Origin of the sequence: Pseudodesulfovibrio sp. lm2024, assembly GCF_051175575.1 — a bacterium.
Classification (GTDB): Bacteria; Desulfobacterota; Desulfovibrionia; order Desulfovibrionales; family Desulfovibrionaceae; genus Pseudodesulfovibrio; species Pseudodesulfovibrio caledoniensis.
On record NZ_CP195092.1, the window covers coordinates 3218179 to 3238263 of the forward strand.

Sequence of the window (20085 nt, forward strand, 5' to 3'; positions counted from 1 at the left end):
GAATCGAACCCACTACCTCTTGGATGCCATTCAAGGCGCGACTTCTGTATATCCTAAAATCATTGAATAATTCTCCTGATGGATAACATTTTTTGGCGAAAAGCGGCGATTTTGTGCTGCGGGAGGTTATCCAACACTTCACACTGCAAATCGCATATCGACAACCTTATCTACCTCTTGTCATTTCCCGGGTGAGTGATAGATTGCTTCAAAATTTGGAGCAGATATGAACGTCTTTTATGCAACCTCACCTCAGGTAATCAATAATCTTAATCTTTCCCAAATTGCAGTTGTATTCGTACCAGACACATACCAGTCAAAATATTCAAGTAGCTGGGACGACTTCGGCTACAAAACAACCTGTCAGGTTTTTGTCGTTGATGGAGAGGATTCCTCTAGCCTTGGTTATGCAAAAATGCTGCTAAAGGATGTAGATCACACACATAATAAAATGCGAGAGATTATTGGTGAGCGTAAATACGTTGCTCTTGAAAAAATCGGGATTGACTACTTAACCTTGGGCGAAGACCGCGAGTTCTATTTAAAACTCAGCAAGATGATATCCCCTCCCAAAATTGACGACTATTTCATAGCTGCTAGAGATGCCGGATATGTCAAGCTCTATGGTGAAAGCGACTTGTTTGAATCAAAAGGGTTCGAGGACTCTCTTTTGCGCGAAATGGGAGCCAGAAAAGCGTTAGAATACGCCCGAAAAGTACATGGATATGCCGCATGCAATGATGTTGAATTCGATATCCGTTACAATCTTGATTCTTACGATGTAGAGCACATCATCACCTTTGACTTCACTGAAGGATTTTACCCTGCAAACATTAACTTGCTGATTGGAGCAAACGGAACAGGGAAAACGCAGGGCTTATTCACTCTAATGCAGGACATGCTTGATGTCGGCGAGAGCAGGAGGAGAAGAAAGGAATCAGCAGATAGTTCTTTGAAGCCATTTTTTAGCAATATAGTTTGTTTTTCTTATTCGCCATTTGAAGATATTAGCACAGCTGCGGGGAAAAAAGATGTTAGAAATTCATCCATCTTCAAACCATTTGGGTTCTACAGAAATGGAGAATTCAACAAAGATAGTCCTTTAATTTCTGCTGTAGAATCCCTTTTTGAAATAATCAAGAAAGATCATGATGATGATGAATTTAATCTTCGGCCCAGTCGGATAAGCTCATTGTTAGACATTATGCGTATCGGAATACCTGATTTTGATGACATTGGAGTTGTGGTCCCGACGAAGAAAGGAAGGGAGCGAGTTATCCCTTCAGAAGGTAGCTATGACAAACTTTTGAGATTCGAAAGCAGGGTCAAACAAGAAGCCGGTGTCATCTACCTTAAAGATGGAGAGCGGCTCAAGTTAAGCTCGGGGCAATCTATGTTTTCAACCTTAGTGGTCGGTGCACTGAGTCATATAAAAGAGGAGACATTGTTAGTCTTTGATGAGCCAGAGCTATATCTTCACCCTAGCTTAGAAATAGTTTTACTTCGGATGCTAAGGACGTTACTTGAAAAATACGATTCATATGCAGTCATTTCAACCCACTCATTGGTATTGGCACGCGAAGTGCCGCAAAGGTGTACTTCAGTCTTAAAAAGACGAGACGGCATGCCTGTAATTAGCAGGCCTCCGTTTGAAACTTTTGGGGCTAGCATGGATCGAATAAATTCATATGTATTTGATGATGCAAAAGGTCATAAAACATATCACGATTTCTTAGATCAAACGTATGCAAGATTTGGCGATTTCGAAACGACAATCAACTCTATAAAATCCGAGCTAAATGAAGAAAGTATCCTCTACCTGATGGGGAAAGAATAGTCATGGTTTGCAAGGTTAATTCATTAAACCATGACGATGTCGCGTTGGTGGAAGAGCATATTAGCGACAGAGAAGGCGGACACAATTTCCTTCTGTTCAACTGTTTTAGAGATGAATGGACTCAAGCTGTTCAAAATTATGTTGAACATAAAGGGAACCCTGAGCATGTGCAACCAGTTGGCATTGGGAAAGGACGATTAAAGACTGCTCTACACAATCTATGGGACCATCCTAAGGGGATGTCAAAAATCATTAAAAATGAACTTCAATCTCACAAATTAAGCTACTGCCCATTTTGCGGAGAAATGGGGCACCCAGAAACACATGACCATTATCTACCTAAAGCCATTTTTGCAGAGTTCTCCATTGCACATCTGAACCTAGTTCCAATGTGTGACGCTTGTCAGAAGAAAAAAGGGACCGATTACCTTATTGATGGGCGAAAGGGATTCTTACACCCATACTTTGATGCAGATGAAGTCACTGTCAATCTTTCGATTGATAGCGATTTCGAGCCGGTTCCGATATTCGATTTCGAACTTGATTGCCCGGATGAACTACGAGGGATTTTAGAAACGCATATTGATCACCTAGACATTAAAAAGCGCTTTTTTAAGCATTTATCTGTTTTTTATACAGGAATCGTCGATGGGATAACAACTGGATGCGCTCACGCCGACGACATTCGACAGAGTATCCAACTACTCCTGACTATGAATAAGGCTACCTACGAAGCTCTAAACCGAAACCATTGGGATGCTGTCATTTACAGGTCACTACTAAACTCTGATGAATGGCTAGATCATATGGTTGAAAAATGTATAGCAGCTCGTTTGTAATAGTTTATCGACACTCATGGATAAGAGCCTTGGAACGTAGATGTTTCCAAACACAACAGCCGTAACTTAACTATTCAGTAAGAGATAGGCACCCGGATGCGCTCCTCACAAACTCGCATTGCAATCAATAGTAACAGAGCGTATCATGCTGATAAACTTTTAAAATCAGTGGGTCATGTCGAAATAACCCATTCAAGAAGCTAGCATATGACTGACCCTACCGCTCCAGCGACAGGTGGCACCCCATTAGGTGAGAAGTGGGTCCACTTTGTTGGACCACCGGGAAGCGTTTGTTTGGTGGACATATCCGGATACTCAGCCGAGTCTCTCAAGTACCCAACCGATTTTATTTGTATATTCTTTTGTATATCCCACGAAAAAAGGCTTAGAAGGAAAACCTTCTAAGCCTTTAATATTCTTGGTGGAGCTGGAGGGAATTGAACCCACGACCTCTTGAATGCCATTCAAGCGCTCTCCCAACTGAGCTACAGCCCCACGTCGTTGGGTGGAGGGTAATTATCCAAGGGGCGTTCGGATGTCAACCGAAAAAATGGGCGGGTGGCCTTGTTGATTGATTCGGGGGCGGTCTTGCAGTAAGAAATGAGGACGGTTGGAATCATTAGGAGAATCAATGGGCCAGGTCCTCAAGAAAATTCTGATAAAGCTGTTGTGGGTGGGCGTGGTCTTTCTGGGGATCACGGTCATCAGCTTCTGGGTCATCCATCTGGCCCCGGGGTCGCCCACGGACCTGCAGACCACGCTCAATCCCGAGGCCGGGGTGGAGGCGCGCCTTCAGCTCGAAAAGCTCTACGGCCTGGACCAGCCCCTGCACGTGCAGTACGTGAGCTGGCTGAAGAGGCTGGTGCGCCTTGATTTCGGCCAGTCCATGTCCGGCGACCATCGGCCGGTCTGGGACAAGATCCGGGAGCGGCTGCCACTGACCTTCGGCATGAACGTGGCCTCCATGCTCCTGACCCTGCTCATCGCCGTGCCCATCGGCGTGGCCGCCGCATGGTGGCGCGGCGGGGCCTTCGACAAGATATCCACGGTCATCGTGTTCATCGGATTCGCCATGCCCGGTTTCTGGCTGGCCCTGCTGCTCATGCTCTGGCTGGGCATAGCCTGGCCCATCCTGCCCATCTCGGGCCTGACCTCCATGGGCTTCGAGTCCATGTCCGGGCCCGAGCAGTGGTGGGACGTGACCAAGCACCTGATCCTGCCCATATTCATCTACACCTCGGGCTCCTGGGCGGGCATGTCGCGGTTCATGCGCTCGAGCATGCTCGAAGTCCTGCGCCAGGACTACATCATGACCGCGCGGGCCAAGGGATTGTCCAGCCGGGTGGTCCTGTTCAAGCACGCCCTGCGCAACGCGCTCATGCCGGTCATCACCATCCTCGGCCTGTCGGTCCCGGCGCTCATCGGCGGATCGGTGATCATCGAGTCCATCTTCGCCCTGCCCGGCCTGGGCCAGCTCTTCTACCAGGCGGTCATGGCCCGCGACTACCCGCTGATCATGGGTTCGCTGGTGCTCGGCGCGGTGCTGACCCTGGCGGGCAACCTGCTGGCCGACGTGGGCTACGGCCTGGCCGATCCGCGCATCCGCGTGGGCCAGGGGAGGAGCCGATGAAGCGCCGTCCGCTCAAACGCGTCTCCCCGTGGGCGCGGCACGCCCTGCTCGTGCTCGGCGCGCTCATCGTCGGGGTCATGTCCTTCGGGGCCGTGTTCGCCCCGCTCATCGCCCCGTACGATCCGAATTTCATCAACGTGGACGCCCTGCTCCTGCCACCGAGCGCGGCCCACCTCATGGGCACGGACGCGCTGGGGCGCGACGTGTTCTCACGCGTCCTCTTCGGCGGGCGCGTGTCCCTGTGGGTCGGGTTCGTGGCCGTGGGCATCGCCACCTCCATCGGCGTGGTCCTGGGGCTCGTGTCCGGCTACTTCGGCCGCATCGTGGACGAGATCATCATGCGCGGGGTGGACATCATGCTCTGCTTCCCGTCGTTCTTTCTGATCCTGGCGGTCATCGCCTTCCTGGAACCGAGCCTGACCAACATCATGATCGTCATCGGCCTGACCGGCTGGATGGGCGTGGCCCGCCTGGTGCGCGCCGAGACCCTGTCCATCCGCGAGCGGGACTATGTTCTGTCGGCCCGGGCCACCGGGGCCGGGGCAAGGCGGATCATCTTCCGGCACATCATGCCCAACGCCATGGGCCCGGTGCTGGTGTCCGCCACGCTCGGCGTGGCCGGGGCCATCCTGACCGAGTCCTCGCTCTCCTTCCTGGGCCTGGGCGTGCAGCCGCCCGACGCCTCCTGGGGCAACATCCTGATGGAGGGCAAAGAGGTCCTGGGCATCGCCTGGTGGCTGTCCGTGTTCCCCGGGCTGGCCATCCTGCTGACCGTGCTCGGCTACAACCTGCTCGGCGAATCCCTGCGCGACCTGCTCGACCCGAGGCTCAAACAATGATCCGCATCCGCCCGGCCACGGCCGAAGACGAAGCGTGCGTCGCGGAGATCATCCGCGCCTCCATGCTCGCCAGCTACGCGCACTTCCTGCCCGCGCACCAGTTTCAGAAGATCCTCGACCTGGACCGCCCCGCCCAGGTGGCCCGCGACAACGCGCCGCGCTTCAGCCTGGCCGAGGTCGACGGCGTACCCGCGGGCGCCATGCTCCTCAACGAAGACTACGTGGACCACCTGTGGGTCCGCCCGGAGTTCATGGGGCAGGGAGTGGGCTCGGCCCTGCTCGACCACGCCGTGGACCGCGCCCGCGCGGCCGGTTTCGCCAAGCTGACCCTGGACTGCTTCCAACTGAACGAAAAGGCCCTGGCCTTCTACCGGGCCAGGGGGTTCTTCGTGGAGCGGGCCTACGTGGCCACCAACTATATGGTGGGCGAGGACGTCTGCCTCTTGGCCCGTATCCTTTAGACGGCTCCGCCTCCCGCCCTCGGCCCGGCCGTGAGCCGGTTCATGACCGAGGCCAGCCGGCCCAGGTCCACGGGCTTGGGCAGATAGTCGTCGGCCCCGGCCTCCATGAACGTCGCCCGGTCCCCGGACATGGCAAAGGCGGTCAGGACCACGATGGGAATGTCCGCGTTCCGCGCCCCGGCCTCCCCGGCCCGGATGGCCCGGATGGCCGCGAGCCCATCCATGACCGGCATCTGGATGTCCATGAGCACCAGCCCGAAATCCCCATGATCGAGGGCGCGCAGGGCCTCGGCCCCGTCCGCCACCCCCTCGGCCTGATAACCGATCTTCTCCAGGTACGCCTTGATGGCCATGCGGTTGACCGGCTCGTCCTCGGCCAGGAGCACGGCGCACCCGGCCTCGGGGCGGCAGACCGGCACAGGCCGGGCTAGGGCCTCTTCCGCGTCGCGGCCCATCAGCCCGAAGGGCAGGCAGAAATGGAAGGCCGTGCCCAGGCCGGGTCGGCTGGCCGCGTCCACGCTTCCGCCCATGAGGTCCACCAGACGGCGGACGATGGACAGCCCCAGGCCCGCGCCCTGAAACCGCCTGCCGTAGCCGATGTCCGCCTGCATGAACGGCTCGAACAGTTCGTCCATGTCCGCCTCGTCCATGCCGATGCCCGTATCGGACACGGCAAAGAGCACCCGGCAGCCGTCCGGGCCTCCGCCCGGCAGCGGGTACGCCTCCACTTCAACGCTCCCGGCGTCCGTAAACTTGACCGCGTTACCCACCAGGTTGTTGACCACCTGCTGGAAGCGCACCGCGTCGCCAACCAGCAAGTCGGGCACGGCCGGGTCCACGTGGATGTCCAGGGTGATGCCCTTGTCCTGGCAGGAAGGAGCGAAGAGCTGGCTGACGAAGCCCAAAATCTCCCGCAGGTGGAACGGCCCCTCGCTCAGGGACAGCTTGCCGGACTCGATGCGGGTCAGGTCCAGGATGTCACCGAGCAGGTCGGTCAGCCTGGATACGGACTGTACGGCCAGGTCCACGTATTCGGCCTGCTCCTCGTCCAGGTTCGTGGCCTGGAGCAGCCGGTGCATGCCCACGATGCCGTTGAGCGGCGTGCGCAGCTCATGGCTCATGTTGGCCAGGAAAAACGTCTTGGCCACGCTGGCCGCTTCGGCCTTCTCCTTCTGCCGGGCCAGCTCGGCCTTCTGGCGCAAGAGGTCTGTCCGGGCCAGGTTGAGTTTCTCGACCATGTGGTTGTACGCCTCGCCCAGCTCCAGCAGCTCCGGAGGCAACGCTTCCACGCCCACCGAGGAATCCGGCCGCCCCAGCCCCAGGTTGTCGAAGGCGTTCCTGAACTGCTCCTTGGCCGTGTCCAGGAGGTCGTCCCGGCACAGGACCGTGATGCACAGCCAGTCCATGCAGTGCAGGTCCACCCAGCAGACGTGGAAGTCGTCGTCCTCGGCACCCACGGTCCGGCACCCCTGGCGCAGCTTGAGCATCTCCCCGAGGTCGAGTCCGGCAAAGGCGGGGTGCAGCTCGTTGAAAGGCATCACCGACTTCTCGCCCTTGGCCATGTCGTCCGCCACCCCCCCCCGGTTGGCGGCGATGACCATGCCGTCGGCCCCCACCACGCAGGTCAGCTGCGAGGGGTAGGCCGGAGCCAGGACCGAGGCCCGGACCAGACTGCCCACGCGCAGGTCGATGGACCACAGGCCGATGAACTCGTCGTTCTCGTAAACGGGGATGGAGGCGGCGATGATCAGCCCCTGCCCGGCGTAGTCGACGTGCGGCGGCGACCAGCGGGCCAGCCGCTCGGGATTGGCCTCGGGGCATACCGAGGCGCAGGTGTGGTACTCGGACCACTGGAAATCCGGTGTGATGGCCGTGATCTGGTCGATGTAGGGATACTGCAGGGCCGTGTTGGTCGCGTCCTGGTAATAGACCCACACCGTGCCGGGCAGCCGCTCCTGCAGGGTGCGCAGCAGATCGCCCATGTTCCGGTGGCAGAAGAGCCGGTAGCGCGCGTCCGGGTCGTCGATCCTGTCCGGCGGCCAGGAATAGCTCATCACGCCCGCGGGCAGCCGCCCTTCGCGGAAGGCCGCAAGGTCGGGCAGGCTCAGGAAGAACCCGTCCTCGCCCACGGCGAATCCCTCGCGCTCGAGCCAGGCGTCGATCAGGGCCTTGTCGCGCGGCGTGATCTTGAACAGCTCCAGGGTGTGGCACGCAAGGTAGTGCAGGGCGTCCTTGACCCTGTCCAACTCGCAGGCGATGACCCGGGCCACGATCTCCAGCCGCGTCCGTATGCGTTGCAGTTCGAGCATGAACGATCCTCCGCGCAGCATACGCCCGCCCGAAGGGGGCACGACTCCACGCTCCCACCAAACTACGCCCGGAGCGTCTCCTGGAACATTATTATTGTTCCCCGCCGCTAAACCGCCCCTTTCCCCCGCAGGCGCGGTGAGGTATACGGGATCGACGCCCACCGCCCGCTCCACGGGCCGGGCCACACGAGGCAACGCCATGACCCGACACCCCTTCGCCCGCCGCGCACTGCTGCCGACCATGCTGCTGGCCACGCTGCTGGCCGCCTGCCTGGCCCCTCGAGCCCTGGCCGGACCCAACCTGCCGCAGACCATCGTGCTCTCGCCCGAGGTGCTCTATGAATCGCGCCGCAAGGTCATGGCCCGCGAAGGGGGCGTGCGCCCGGCCATGGCCGAGTTGAAGAAGGAGGCGGACGCGGCCATGAAGGTCCCGGTGGAGCCGGTCACGGCCAAGCCGCCCGCCGGTTCCGGCCTGCCCGCCCGCGAATACAGCTCCCTGGCCCCCTACTGGTGGCCGGACCCCGCATCGCGCACCAAGCTGCCCTACGTGCGGCGCGACGGCGAGCGCAACCCCGAGGCCGACTTGGACCGCTACGACCGGGGGCGGCTGACGCGCATGGCCAAGGCGGTGCGCACCCTGGCCCTGGCCTGGTATTTCACCGGCAACGAGCTGTACGCGGCCCGCGCCTCGGCCCACCTGCGGGCCTGGTTCTGCGATCCGGCCACGCGCATGGTCCCGAGCCTGGAGCACGCCCAGATGCGCCCCGGACATGATCAGGGCAACCGCACCGGGATCATCGAGACCGCCGCCCTCATTCCGGTCTGCGACGCGGTCCGTCTCCTGGAGCCGTCCCAGGCCTGGACCCGGGCCGACGACCGGAGAACGCGGGAGTGGTTTGGCCAGTATCTGGGCTGGCTGCTGCGCAGCGACAAGGGCCGCGCCGAGGCCGGAGCCCTGAACAACCACGGCACCTGGTTCGACGCCCAGGTGGCGGTCTTCGCCCTGTTTCACGGCGACCGCGAACTGGCCCGCGAGGTGGCCGGGCTGACCGGCAACCGGCGCATCGCCACCCAGATCCTGCCCGACGGGTCCATGCCCCGCGAACTCGAACGTACCCGGCCGCGCCACTACGTCTTCTTCAACCTGGAGGCGTTCATGGTGCTCGCCTCGGTGGGCGAGCGATGCGGCCTGGACCTGTGGCACTGGGCCTCGGCCACGGGCCAGTCCATCCGCCGGGCCCTGGACCGCGCCGGGCCGCACCTGAACCCGGCCGATCCCCTGCCCGGCACGTCGGCAGCCTCCTTCGACCCCCATGCCTATGTTCCCCTTTTCCGCCGGGCGGCTCTGGTGTATAACGACACACGTTATCTTGATTATCTGGACGCGCTGGACGAAAAGGTCCTCGCCCGCGAAACGTCCTTCATCGCGTACTGACCGTAACGATCGATCCCCGGCCCCGGAGGCACCACCACATGCTCGAACTGCTGCGCATCCGTAACCTGGCCCTCATCGAGGACGCCGAACTGGAGTTCTCGCCCGGTCTGAACGCCCTGACCGGCGAAACCGGCGCGGGCAAGTCCTTCATCATGCGGGCCGTGGACTTCCTCATGGGCGAGCGCATGGACAAGAAGCTCGTCCGGCCCGGCGCGGAAAAGGCCACGGTGGAGGCGCTCTTCGTCCTGCCCGAGGGCGAGGCCGTGATCCGGCGCGAGCTGTCCGCCGAGACCGGACGCAGCCGGGTGTTCGTCAACGACACCCTGTCCTCCCAGCCGACCATCCGCGACATGGCCGCCCGGCTGGTCATCCACACCTCGCAGCACGGGCAGCAGAAGCTGCTCTCCCCGGCCTTCCAGTCCGAAATCCTCGACTCCTTCCTGCCGGACCAGTCCCTGACCGCCGCGCGCAACGACCAGCTCGCCGCCCTGAACGACGTGCTCGACCGCAAGCGCCGCCTGTCCGAAAAATTCGAGGACCTGCAAAAACAGCGGGAATTCCTGGAATACCAGCGCAAGGAAATCGAGACCGTGGACCCGCAGCCGGACGAGGAAAACGAACTCGAGGAGCGCAAGAAGATCCTCAAGGACCGCGAGCGCGCGGGCGAATGCCTGCAGAACGCCCTGGACATCCTGCACGGCGAAGTCGGCCTGCTAGACGCCATGACCCTCCTGACCCGCGAGATGGAGATCGTCGCCCGGCTCTTCCCCGGCTTTGGCGAGGATCGCGAGGCCATCGAGGAGTTGCGCATGCGCCTGCACGACATGGACTCCCGGCTGCGGCGCGGCCCGTCGGATTTCGACGACGACGATCCCATGTCCCTGGACGACATCGAGGCGCGCCTGTTCGAGCTGGCCAAGCTCAAGCGAAAACTGCGCCGGGGCCTGGACGAAATCGTTGACATGAAGGCCGAAATCGACGAAAGCCTCTCCTTCCTCGACGCCTGCGCTCTGGACATGAAGAACCTCGCCCGCGAGGAGGACCAGGCCGCCGCCGCCCTCAAAGAGACCCTGACCAAGCTCAACAAGGCCCGCAAAAAGGCCGCCGGAGAGCTGGCCATCCGCATCGTGGACGAGCTGTCCGACCTCGGCTTCTCCGAGCACGTCAAGGTCCACTTCGAGTTCGACGCCCGCGAGCTCTACCCCGGCTGCGACGACATGCGCGGCAGGCTCATGTGGGTGCCCAACCCGGGCCAGCCCGCCCAGCCCCTGGACAAAATCGCCTCGGGCGGCGAGCTCTCCCGGTTCCTGCTCGCCCTAGTGACCATGCGCGGCCACGGCAACGCGGACGGCGAGGTGAACGACGCCCGGCCCTCGCTCATCTTCGACGAGGTGGACGCGGGCATCGGCGGGCTGACGCTCAACTCCGTGGGCAAGAAGCTGCGCGCCCTGGCCGACCGCCAGCAGATGCTGCTCATCACCCACTGGCCGCAACTCGCCCGCATGGCCGACCGCCACTTCCTGATCAAGAAGGAGGTCGTGGACAACGCCACCTACACCCGGTGCGAGCGGCTGGACGACGACGAGATCAAATGCGAACTGGCACGCATGGCCGGAGGCGGCGAACAGGGCGCGGCCCTGGCCGAGAAATTATGTAAGTAGGGGGGGATGATGCCTCCGGGCCTCAGCCGTTGGCGAGTCTTCGAGCCTTACGGATGAGGACAGCAGCGATCGGCTGAGGGAAGGGGAGGAAAACCCCTTTGAAAAGGGTTGTTTCCTCCCCTTCCCCCAGCCCCCTATCCCCTCCTTTTCCTAAACTTTTTGGATGCGCTTCGCGCGGGGTGGGCTGTGACCAACCTGTTTATTTCGCTCTACATAAAGTGGTTCTTCCTTTTGACGCCGTTTTTCGTGCTGTCCGTGTTCCTGTCCATGACCGAGGAAATGGAGAAGCCGGAGCAGCATCGGCTGGCCATTCGCACGACCATGGCCGTGCTGGTCATTTCGCTGGTGCTCTATTTCGCGGGCAATCCGATCTTTTCCACGCTGGGGATCACCCTGGACGGGTTCCGGGTAGGGTCCGGGGCGTTGCTGTTCCTGTCCGCCGTGTCCCTGGTCTCGGGCAAGAAACAGCGGCCCGAGCCGGACGATGATTCCGACGTGGCCGTGGTCCCGCTGGCCATGCCCATCACCGTGGGCCCGGCGACCATCGGTACCCTGCTCATCCTCGGCGCGGAGCTGCCCTCCACCGAGCAGAAGCTGACCGGCGCGGGCGCCCTGGTCTGCGCCTGCCTGTCCGTGGGCTTCATCCTCTTTTCCGCGTCCAGCCTGAAACGGGTCATCGGCCGCATGGGCCTCAACGTGCTGACCAAGATCACCGGCCTGGTCCTGTCGGCCATGGCCGCCCAGATCGCCTTTACCGGCGTGCGCAACTTCCTGTCCTGAGCCAGCGCCGGGGAGGCCGGTTCCTCATTTACCGGCCCCGCCCGATGCGGCCGCATGGACCTCAGCCCGGAATCGGGGTATGCTTACCCACCATGCGTATCCTCCTGCCGTTCATACTCGCCCTGCTCCTGGGGTCACCGGCCCTGGCCGGGGAAACTCTGGTTTTGGGCTACGGCGGCGGTTCCCTGTCCATGGAGTCGCTCCAGGTGCTCAAAGAGGCGTATAGCCGCATCGGCGTGAAGATCGAGGCCAGGCGGCTGCCCGCGGCCCGCTCCCTGGAGATGGCCGAGAACGGCGAAGTGGACGGTGAGGTCAACCGCATCAAGGCCATCGACGAGCAGTACCCCCACCTGGTGCGCATCGACGTGCCGGTCAACCTGCTGGAAGGGGTCGTCCTGACCTGCGACACTCCTCTGGAACACGTCACCCTGGAGGCCATCGGCAAGCTCCACCTGGGCATCAAGATCGGCAACCGCTACGCCGAGATGCTCACCGAAGGCATGGCCGACGTGACCAGGCTGCCCCACGAAAAAAAGCTGATGAACCTCCTCCTGGAAGGAAGGCTGGACGCCCTGCTGGTGGACCGCGCCTGGGCCGAGGCCGAAAAGGCCAAGCCGGGCATGGAGTGCCTGCGTGTCAACGAGCCGCCCCTGATTGTCGTGCCGCTCTACCACTACCTGAACCGCCGCCACGCCGATCTCGCCCCCCTGATCACCGGCGAACTCCGGGCCATGCGCGAATCCGGCGAGATAGACCGCATCCTGCACACGGCCAGACGCCGCTGACACCGTCCTTTACACCGGGGACGAACTGCCCTAAAAATCGGTTGCTATGACAACCGAATCCCCCCTGACCTTCGAACACGGCTACGACATCCGCTCCTACGAACCGCGTCCGGACGGTCGCGTGTCCGTGACCGCCATCTGCAACCAGCTGCAGGACATCGCCTCGCGCCACGCGGACACCCTCGGCTTCGGCCACCGCGACCTGGAGCAGAGCGGCCACTTCTGGATCCTGGCCCGGCTGCACCTCATGGTCGACCGGCTGCCCGGCTTCGGCGGGCGGACCGACATCCTGACCTGGCCCTCGGGCAACGAGCGGCTGGTGGCCCTGCGCGACTTCCTGGTCCTGGACCAGGACGGCCCCATGGGCCGGGCGACCACCTCCTGGGTGACCATGAACACCAGGACCCACCGCCCGGACCCGCCCCAGACCGTGCTCCACGAGCGTTTCATCCCGGACCGCGAACACGCCCTGACCTTCCCGACCAAGGCCGTGACCCGGCTCAAACAGGGCGAGTTCCAGACCCGGCTCACGGCCCGGCGCTCGGACATGGACATCAACGGCCACGTGAACAACGTGAAATACCTGGAATACTGCTTCGAGGCCGTGCCCGTCGAGTGGATCGCGGACAACCGCTGCCACGGGGTGGACATCCAGTTCCGCAGCGAGGCCTTCCCCGGCGACAAATTGGTCTCGGAGTGCGCCAAGGGCGAACCGGACCAGGGAATGGACACCTTCCTGCACGGCCTGACCCGTGTCTCGGACAACAAGGAGATCGTGCGCATGCGCTCCTGGTGGAGGCGGCCGTGAGCAAGGACATCACCCTGACTTTTGATATCGAGGGCATCGACTGGGCGGAGGCGGCGTCCATCTTCGAGCGCGCCCCGCTGGGCACTCGCGAGCCGGACGTTCTGCGCCGGACCTTCGAGAACAGCGACCTGACCTGCTTCGCCTGGGAAGGACGGACCATGGTGGGCATCGCCCGCGCCCTGAGCGACCATACGGTGCACTCGGTCATCTACGACCTGTGCATGCTCCCCGAATGCCAGGGCAAGGGATTGGGCACGCGGATGATGGAGGCCATGCTGGAACGGTTGGGCACGCCCAGCGTGGTCCTGTGGTCCGTGCCGGGCAAGGAGCCGTTCTACGCGCGTTTCGGGTTCAAGCCCATGCGCACGGCCATGGCCCGGTTCGGGGACCCGGAGCGGGCCGCGGCGGGCGGCTACATCATTCTGTGACGCGCTCGTCCATGACCTTGGCCAGCAGCGAGGTCAGGGCCGGATCGTAGCGCTTGCCGTCGCCGATGAGCAGACGCACGGCGTCCGCCGTGTCACGGGCCGAGTGGTAGGGGCGGTCGCCGACGATGGCCGAAAACGAATCGGCCACGGCGCAGAGCTTGCCCATGGTCGAGATATCCTTGTCGAACCGGCGCGCCGGATAGCCTGAGCCGTCCAGCCGCTCGTGGTGCTGGTCCATGCATTCCAGAATCACCGGATCCTGCACATTGAGCCGCCGGACCATGTTCCGCCCGGCCTCGATGTGCCGCTCGATGGACTCCCGGTCGCGGCGGACCAGGAACTGCTCCTTGTCACGGATGAACTTCGGAACCATGACCATGCCCAGATCGTGGAGCAGCAGCCCGAGGATCAGGCTGATGAGCACGGTCTTCTCCATCTTGCCCCCGGTCATGCGCAGGTACAGGGCCAACCCGATGAGCATGGTGTTCACCGAGTGCACGGCCAGGTCGTAGTCCCGCTCCAGAGTGTGGGTCAGGAAGGCCACACGGCTCGGGTCGATCCAGACGTACTCGGCCAGGATGGAGACGTCCTTGCGCAGCGCCTCGAAGGTGTCCTCGCGCGGCTGGTTCAGAAAATCCTCCATGCGGTTGCGTAGGGCGATGAAAAAGATCTCGGCCACTTCCTGGGGCAGAAACCCCTCCTCCACCAGCAGCAGACCGAGCTTTTTGCTCAGATGCTCGGCGTAGACGCGGTAGTCCTCGCGCAACAGGAAGAGCCGCCCCTCCTCGGCGAACCGGGCCACCTCGGCCTGGCCGTCGCGCGACAGCCGTTCCCCGCCGCGCAGGTAGCGGCCGGTACGGCCCACCTCCGGGTCGAAGACGTACAGGTCCACAGGGGGCCGGAACTTGGGAAAACTGGCCAGGATGTTGGGGCTGATCTGCAGGTAGGTCTCGGAGAGGGAGCCGGGATCGGTGTTTGGAACCATGCGTTCACCTTGTTTTGGTCTGTCGTCACGGGTTCCATACCCTGAATTCATCCTGTTTTGAAGTGCGCGGGCGGTTCGCGCAGCCGAAAAAAGGCGGGCCCCGGTATCGGGACCCGCCGTCATGCTTCGATTTGGCTCGTTGCGGGAGGCTACTTGCTCTTGCCCTTGCCGCCCCCGTTGGAATTGCCGGAGTTGCCCTTGCCGTTGCCCTTGCCGCCCCCGTTGGAATTGCCGGAGTTGCCACGGCCGGACGAATCCTTGCCCTTGGAGGAGTCGGAATTCTTGGCGCCGCTCTTGGCCTTGTCCGAGGCACGGCTCAAACCCACGGCCTTGGAGCCCTTGCCGCCGCTCACGCCCGGCGTCTTGGACACGCCGGTCTTGACGTTGCGGCCGGTGGCCTTGCCCGCCTGGGCGGATACGGAGGCCATGGCCTTGCCCACGCCCCGGCTCTTGGTCTCGGCGCGGGTCCGGTGCTGGTTCCTGTGCCCGATGCCCAGGGTGCTCGGGTGCACGCCCAGCTCCTGGGCGATGACGCCCCAGCCCATATCCGCGGCGCGCATGGAGGCGATGGTGTCCACGGACACGGAGGCGGCGTCGGCCACGGCCTGCTCCGCATCGGCCTGGGCCGCTTCCAGGCTGGCCTGGGCGGCGTCGAGCTGGGCCTGGGCCGCGGCCTCGGCTTCCGCGTCCTGAGCGGCCTGGGCGTCGGCAACGGCCTGTTCCGCGTCGGCTACGGCCTGTTCGGCGTCGGCCACGGCCTGCTCGGCGTCGGCCACGGCCTCGGCGGAGGCGGCAGCGGCGGCAGCGGCCAGGGCGTCGGCCTTGGCGGCCTGGGCCGGGTTGGAGAAGGCGGGCGCGTCCGCATCCTCTTCGCCGGTAGCTTCGGTGTCCCCGGTATCACCGGTGTCGCCGGTCACTTCACCGGTATCGCCGGTTGGGGTGTCCGTCTGGGCCATGACGCGGGGAGCCGCGACCACCATGGCCAGGACCAGGATGGCAAACAAAAGACTCAATTTATTCAGCACGGTAAACATATCATCATTCTCCATTTGATTACCGAACGTCGGTAATGAAGCTCACCGACTGGTCCAGGGCGAATCGCTTGTCGCCCACCTGGACGTCTTCGGCTGTTCCAAACCAGCTCAGAGGCAGCCTGCTCCGACTCACGTCCGGGTTGCTGTTGAGCATGTAGTCGCGGACGGCGTTCGCTCGGGCCTTGGCCAGGGGAGCGCTCCCCTTGACGTAGGCGACGATGTTCACCGCCAGCTCCTTGTTGACCTGCATCATCGCGCCAAGCACTTCCAATGAGGCCCTGCCGTCGGCATCCAGGACGCTGGTTCCGGGTTTGAACGTCAGGCTCTTCAGCGTGACGTTGCGTTTCCCGATTATGTGATTGCGGTAGGTGAAGTCCCCATGCAGATTGAGTTGCTCCGTGGCCGTCATGGCCATGCTCCCGTCGGGATAGTACTCAAGGAACCGCTTCCATGCCGCGATCTCATCGCTCGTTCTGTCAAGTCCCCTCAAGGCCCGCGCCCTGTTGTACAGCGCTTCCGGGTTGTACGGGTCCAGCTTGAGGACCGCGTCGTACTGCTTGAGAGCCAGCGCCCACTCTCCCCGGTCCGTGTAGCCGTGTCCCAGGTAGAGGTGGGCGGAAATATGGTTCGGGTCCAGGCTGAGGGCCTTCTCGTAGGCCGCCTTTTCCCGGTCGAAATCCATCATGGCCCAGTAGGCCACCCCGGTCCAGAATACGTAGTCCGCGTTTTCCGGGGACAGCCGCACGGCCTTCTGCAGATAGGGAAGGCCCTGCTTGGGCTTGTTCAGGGCCAGATAGTACCGGCCCACATAATACGCCGAAGAGGCGTCGTCGGGATTCTCCTTGAGCTGCTCGCTCATGACCTTGATCCCTTCCTCGTACTGTTCCTGCTCCAGGTAGTACGGTCCCATCACCGTGGCGCATCCGGCGGCGAACAGGACGGACGCGAGCAACAGCATTACAATGAACTTCTTCACGCAAAGGCTCCCATGGGTTTCCGGGCCTCTCGACCCCTCAGTGAAATATACCGGGAATACGAGCCCAGGGTCACATAAAACAAAAGAAATGTTAATTAGAGATGGTCCGGCCGGTGAGACTGCGGCTGGTGAAGCCGAGGCGGATGGAAAGGTCGCCCAGGGACCCGTGATCGGCCAGCACGGCGGCCGCGCCTTCGGCTATTTCGCGGTCCTTGAGCCCCCGCTGCCGGGCGATGAGAGCCAGGCGGATGAAGTAGCGCCACTCCGGGGTCAGGGAGCCCGCGTCGAACCCGGCCTTGAGCACGGTCCGGGTCAGCGCGTAATCGAACCGGGCCTGGCCCAGCAGGGAGACCATCTCCGCGCCGGTCAGAAAGGACTCGGCGGGCTGGCCGGAAAATTCGGTGACGTAGGCCTCGACGTCCTCGCGCGGGGTTCCCTTGGCCACGCCCTCGCCCAGGGCGACCAGCACGTTCGGGTCGACTCCATCGCGCGGTCCGGGCAACAATTCGGCCACGAACAGGTAGTCGCCGATGCGGGTCTGCAGGGCGCGGACGATGAGCGGCGGCCGGACGCGCTTGGACAGCCCTTCCTCGAGCTTGTCCTCCAGCGGGGCCAGGGGGAGTTTGAGGTCGCAGGCCTCGATGAGGGGGGTGAGCAGGGACGCCCCGTCCGCCTCGGACAGATCGCCCGAAGCCACGGCGGAGCGGACGCGGTCAACGGTTTCGGGAAAGACGCCGCACTCGATCGCGCGGTCAACCTGTGAGGAGAGTCCGGCATCCCCGGCCCCTGCCGGGTGCGCCAGGAGGGACAGGCACAGCGCCAGCAGGAGCGTCAGGGCATGGAGGCTATAGCGTCTGTTCATGTTCCCCATTCACAAAAACTATCGAATTCCGGTTGCCGAACCCGTCGTCGCTGGTCATAGGCGCGTTGGGATCGGGCACGAGCTGCTTTCCGTTCACCAGGAACAGATACTCGTGGTCGCCCGGGGGGAGCTGGGCCTCGAGTACCCAGGCCTGCGCGTCCGGACTGTACCACATGACCGAGCGGTCCGCCCGCCAATTGTTGAAGGACCCGATGACCGAGACCTTGCGGGCGTTCATGTTGGTATCGTGCAGGATGAAGCGCACGGTGGCAAGCCTTGGAGCGCCGTCATCCAGGGGCCGGTTGTTGGTCACCACGACCAGGGCCAGCAGGGCCACGGCCACGGCCATGGCCGGGATGGCGGTCAGGGGCCGGACGGTCAGGACCCTGGGGCGCACCAGCCAGAGGTACAGCCGGGTCAACAGAGGCGGGCGCTTGGGCGTGAGCCGGGACATGATCCTGTTGGTCAGGTCCGCGGGCGGCTCGGCCTCGGGGCCGGTCTGCACGGCGTGGATGATGATATCTTCCATTCGCGTTTTATTTTGATCTTCCGTCATGGGTTGTCCCCCCGTCGAATTGCTGCCGGACCATGTCCAGCCCTCTGCTCAGGCGCATCTTGGCGGCGCTCACGCTGATCCCCAGGGTCTGCGCGACTTCCTGTATGGTGAAGTCGTGGCGGTAGCGAAGAATGAGCGCCTCGCGGTATTTTGCATCCAGGGCCATGACGGCCTCGAAGGCCTTGGCCCCGTCGAGCCGGTCATTCATGACCCTGGGCTCGTCCCGCCTGTCCTGTTCGCGGACCATGACCGCTGCGTCCTCGACGAACACGTGCCGGTCCCGGCCCTCCTTGCGGAGCCAATCCCGAGCCACGTTCAGGGCCAGCGTATACAGCCATGGGAAAAACCGCCTGCGCTGGTTGAAGGTCTCGAGTTTCTCGTAGGCGCGGACAAAGGCGTCCTGGGCGAGGTCGGCCGAGATGTCCTCGTCGCCGGTCATGCGCAGCATGAGATTGTACACGGGCCGCTGGTACTCGCGTACCAGGGTGCCGTACAGCTGGACGTCGCCCAGCAGTATATTCCGTACAATTTCCGCTTCGCGTTTATCTTTCATTACCCTTCCGGCGGGCCCGGAATGGGACCGCAACTCATCTGCACCCTACTATACGCGCCCAGGCCGATCCGGGTCACAGGCTCTTGCCCGGAGTTTCTTACTAGGCTATCAACATACACGCATAAACAAGGAGAAAACAACCATGGATCCCCGCGACAATCCTGTGCTCCAGGCCATCCGCGACCGCCGCTCCATCCGCAAGTTCACCGCCGACCCCGTCGACAGGCAGAGCCTGACCGCCATTCTCGAAGCCGGGCAATGGGCCCCCAGCGGCATGAACAACCAGCCCTGGCGGTTCCTGGTCGTGACCCGCGACGACCCGCGCATGGAGAAACTGGCCGCCTGCACCAAATATGCGACCATCGTCCGCTCCTCTGCGGCCTGCATCTGCGTGTTCCTGGACAAGCGGACCATGTACAGCGAGATGAAGGACCACCAAGGGGCCGGGGCGTGCATCCAGAACATGCTCCTGGCCATCCACACGCGGGGCCTGGGCGCGGTCTGGCTGGGCCAGATCGTCAACGACCAGACGGCCGCCCTGTCCGCCCTGGGGCTGTCCGAGGCCGAGCTGGAGCTCCAGGCCGTCCTGGCCCTGGGCCACCCGGACCAGAAAGGCGGCTCCCAACGAAAACCCCTGTCCGAACTCATGCTGGAGGACTTTTGATGGATATAGCGACCTTTCCGCTGGGCGCGCTGCAGACCAACTGCTTCGTCCTGAGCAACGGCGCGGAGGCCGTGGCCGTGGACCCGGGCGGCGACCCGGCGCCCGTGCTCGAACACCTCAAGGCCGGGGGGCTGACCCTGACCGCCATCCTGAACACGCACCTGCACTTCGACCACACCGGAGGCAACCAGGCTCTTTCCAGGGCCACGGGCGCGCCGATTCTGGCCAACGACGCGGACGGCTACCTCCTGGACACCTGGCTGGGCAAGGGCGGCGACATGGGGCTGCCGCCCATCGACATATATGAATGGAAGAACATCGGGCCGGGCGAGACCGTCTTTGCCGGTGCGCCGTGTTCGGTGTTCCACACCCCGGGCCATTCGCCGGGCAGCCTGACCTTCTATTTCCCGGACGCCGGGGCCGCCTTCGTGGGCGACCTGATCTTCTACCGCTCCATCGGGCGTACGGACTTTCCCGGCGGCGACCTCGACGTGCTCAAGCGCTCGGTCCGGGAGCACATCTTCACCCTGCCGCCCGAGACCCGGCTGCTGTCCGGCCACGGCCCGGAGACCTCGGTCGCGGACGAGCGGAACCACAACCCGTTCGTCGGAGGATTCTGACCATGAGCGAGCCCGTTCGCATC

Annotated in this window: 20 protein-coding genes and 1 tRNA gene; 13 read left to right on the forward strand and 8 right to left on the reverse strand. The window is 62.4% G+C overall.

Annotation, left to right across the window (positions count from 1 at the left end; all coding sequences use genetic code 11):
* Positions 1 to 226: 226 nt before the first annotated feature.
* Positions 227 to 1837, forward strand: coding sequence for an AAA family ATPase (locus ACR42D_RS15045; RefSeq protein ID WP_484567611.1), 1611 nt, complete (start codon positions 227 to 229; stop codon positions 1835 to 1837).
* A gap of 2 nt (positions 1838 to 1839) precedes the next feature.
* Positions 1840 to 2676 carry a hypothetical protein gene (locus tag ACR42D_RS15050; RefSeq protein WP_484567612.1) on the forward strand — a complete coding sequence of 279 codons (837 nt, stop codon included), beginning with the start codon at positions 1840 to 1842 and terminating at the stop codon, positions 2674 to 2676.
* Between the two features lie 419 nt (positions 2677 to 3095).
* On the opposite strand, the gene ACR42D_RS15055 is transcribed toward ACR42D_RS15050, so the two are convergent.
* Positions 3096 to 3171 (reverse strand) — tRNA-Ala (locus tag ACR42D_RS15055).
* Positions 3172 to 3307: 136 nt separating this feature from the next.
* Here ACR42D_RS15055 and ACR42D_RS15060 point away from each other — a divergent pair.
* From ACR42D_RS15060 to ACR42D_RS15070, 3 genes are read left to right on the forward strand one after another with little or no spacing between them, the layout of a single operon-like run.
* Positions 3308 to 4306 (forward strand): ABC transporter permease, encoded by a 999-nt coding sequence (locus ACR42D_RS15060; protein WP_484567613.1) that lies wholly within the window; start codon positions 3308 to 3310, stop codon positions 4304 to 4306.
* A complete protein-coding gene (locus ACR42D_RS15065) occupies positions 4303 to 5145 on the forward strand; it encodes an ABC transporter permease (protein WP_484567614.1) in 843 nt (280 codons plus the stop codon). Before ACR42D_RS15060 ends, ACR42D_RS15065 begins: the two co-directional genes overlap by 4 nt.
* A complete protein-coding gene (locus tag ACR42D_RS15070) occupies positions 5142 to 5606 on the forward strand; it encodes an N-acetyltransferase family protein (protein ID WP_484567616.1) in 465 nt (154 codons plus the stop codon). Before ACR42D_RS15065 ends, ACR42D_RS15070 begins: the two co-directional genes overlap by 4 nt.
* Here ACR42D_RS15070 and ACR42D_RS15075 read toward each other — a convergent pair.
* On the reverse strand, positions 5603 to 7915 hold the full coding sequence (locus ACR42D_RS15075; RefSeq protein ID WP_484567617.1) for an ATP-binding protein: 2313 nt from the start codon (positions 7913 to 7915) through the stop codon (positions 5603 to 5605). The two genes, ACR42D_RS15070 and ACR42D_RS15075, sit on opposite strands and share 4 nt — an antisense overlap.
* 199 nt (positions 7916 to 8114) lie before the next feature.
* Between ACR42D_RS15075 and ACR42D_RS15080 the strand changes: the two genes are divergently transcribed.
* The 6 genes from ACR42D_RS15080 (at position 8115) to ACR42D_RS15105 (ending at position 13812) form a co-directional block, all read left to right on the forward strand.
* A complete protein-coding gene (locus ACR42D_RS15080) occupies positions 8115 to 9350 on the forward strand; it encodes an alginate lyase family protein (protein WP_484567618.1) in 1236 nt (411 codons plus the stop codon).
* A gap of 38 nt (positions 9351 to 9388) precedes the next feature.
* A complete protein-coding gene (locus ACR42D_RS15085) occupies positions 9389 to 11011 on the forward strand; it encodes a DNA repair protein RecN (protein ID WP_484567619.1) in 1623 nt (540 codons plus the stop codon).
* Between the two features lie 186 nt (positions 11012 to 11197).
* Positions 11198 to 11791 carry a MarC family protein gene (locus tag ACR42D_RS15090; protein WP_484567620.1) on the forward strand — a complete coding sequence of 198 codons (594 nt, stop codon included), beginning with the start codon at positions 11198 to 11200 and terminating at the stop codon, positions 11789 to 11791.
* Between the two features lie 92 nt (positions 11792 to 11883).
* Positions 11884 to 12576, forward strand: coding sequence for a substrate-binding periplasmic protein (locus tag ACR42D_RS15095; RefSeq protein ID WP_484567621.1), 693 nt, complete (start codon positions 11884 to 11886; stop codon positions 12574 to 12576).
* 46 nt (positions 12577 to 12622) lie between these two features.
* Positions 12623 to 13384 carry an acyl-[acyl-carrier-protein] thioesterase gene (locus ACR42D_RS15100; RefSeq protein WP_484567622.1) on the forward strand — a complete coding sequence of 254 codons (762 nt, stop codon included), beginning with the start codon at positions 12623 to 12625 and terminating at the stop codon, positions 13382 to 13384.
* Complete coding sequence (locus ACR42D_RS15105) at positions 13381 to 13812, forward strand: GNAT family N-acetyltransferase (RefSeq protein ID WP_484567623.1); 432 nt, start codon at positions 13381 to 13383, stop codon at positions 13810 to 13812. Before ACR42D_RS15100 ends, ACR42D_RS15105 begins: the two co-directional genes overlap by 4 nt.
* Here the strand turns inward: ACR42D_RS15105 and ACR42D_RS15110 are convergent.
* The 6 genes from ACR42D_RS15110 to ACR42D_RS15135 all read right to left on the reverse strand — a co-directional run bounded on the left by ACR42D_RS15110 (position 13802) and on the right by ACR42D_RS15135 (position 18778).
* On the reverse strand, positions 13802 to 14797 hold the full coding sequence (locus ACR42D_RS15110) for an HD-GYP domain-containing protein (protein ID WP_484567624.1): 996 nt from the start codon (positions 14795 to 14797) through the stop codon (positions 13802 to 13804). The genes ACR42D_RS15105 and ACR42D_RS15110 overlap by 11 nt on opposite strands.
* 149 nt (positions 14798 to 14946) lie before the next feature.
* Complete coding sequence (locus ACR42D_RS15115) at positions 14947 to 15831, reverse strand: hypothetical protein (protein WP_484567625.1); 885 nt, start codon at positions 15829 to 15831, stop codon at positions 14947 to 14949.
* A gap of 19 nt (positions 15832 to 15850) precedes the next feature.
* Complete coding sequence (locus ACR42D_RS15120) at positions 15851 to 16807, reverse strand: tetratricopeptide repeat protein (protein ID WP_484567626.1); 957 nt, start codon at positions 16805 to 16807, stop codon at positions 15851 to 15853.
* 91 nt (positions 16808 to 16898) lie between these two features.
* Positions 16899 to 17669: a hypothetical protein gene (locus ACR42D_RS15125; RefSeq protein WP_484567627.1), complete on the reverse strand. Its 771-nt coding sequence runs from the start codon at positions 17667 to 17669 to the stop codon at positions 16899 to 16901.
* On the reverse strand, positions 17653 to 18198 hold the full coding sequence (locus ACR42D_RS15130; protein WP_484567628.1) for a glycogen-binding domain-containing protein: 546 nt from the start codon (positions 18196 to 18198) through the stop codon (positions 17653 to 17655). The genes ACR42D_RS15125 and ACR42D_RS15130 overlap by 17 nt, the downstream gene beginning before the upstream one ends.
* Before the next feature lie 7 nt (positions 18199 to 18205).
* A complete protein-coding gene (locus tag ACR42D_RS15135) occupies positions 18206 to 18778 on the reverse strand; it encodes an RNA polymerase sigma factor (RefSeq protein WP_484567629.1) in 573 nt (190 codons plus the stop codon).
* 142 nt (positions 18779 to 18920) lie between these two features.
* On the opposite strand from ACR42D_RS15135, the gene ACR42D_RS15140 reads away from it, so the two are divergent.
* A complete protein-coding gene (locus ACR42D_RS15140; RefSeq protein WP_484567630.1) occupies positions 18921 to 19442 on the forward strand; it encodes a nitroreductase family protein in 522 nt (173 codons plus the stop codon).
* Entirely contained in the window at positions 19442 to 20062 is a 621-nt protein-coding gene (locus ACR42D_RS15145) for an MBL fold metallo-hydrolase (protein WP_484567631.1), read from the forward strand. The genes ACR42D_RS15140 and ACR42D_RS15145 overlap by 1 nt, the downstream gene beginning before the upstream one ends.
* Positions 20063 to 20085 lie beyond the last annotated feature (23 nt).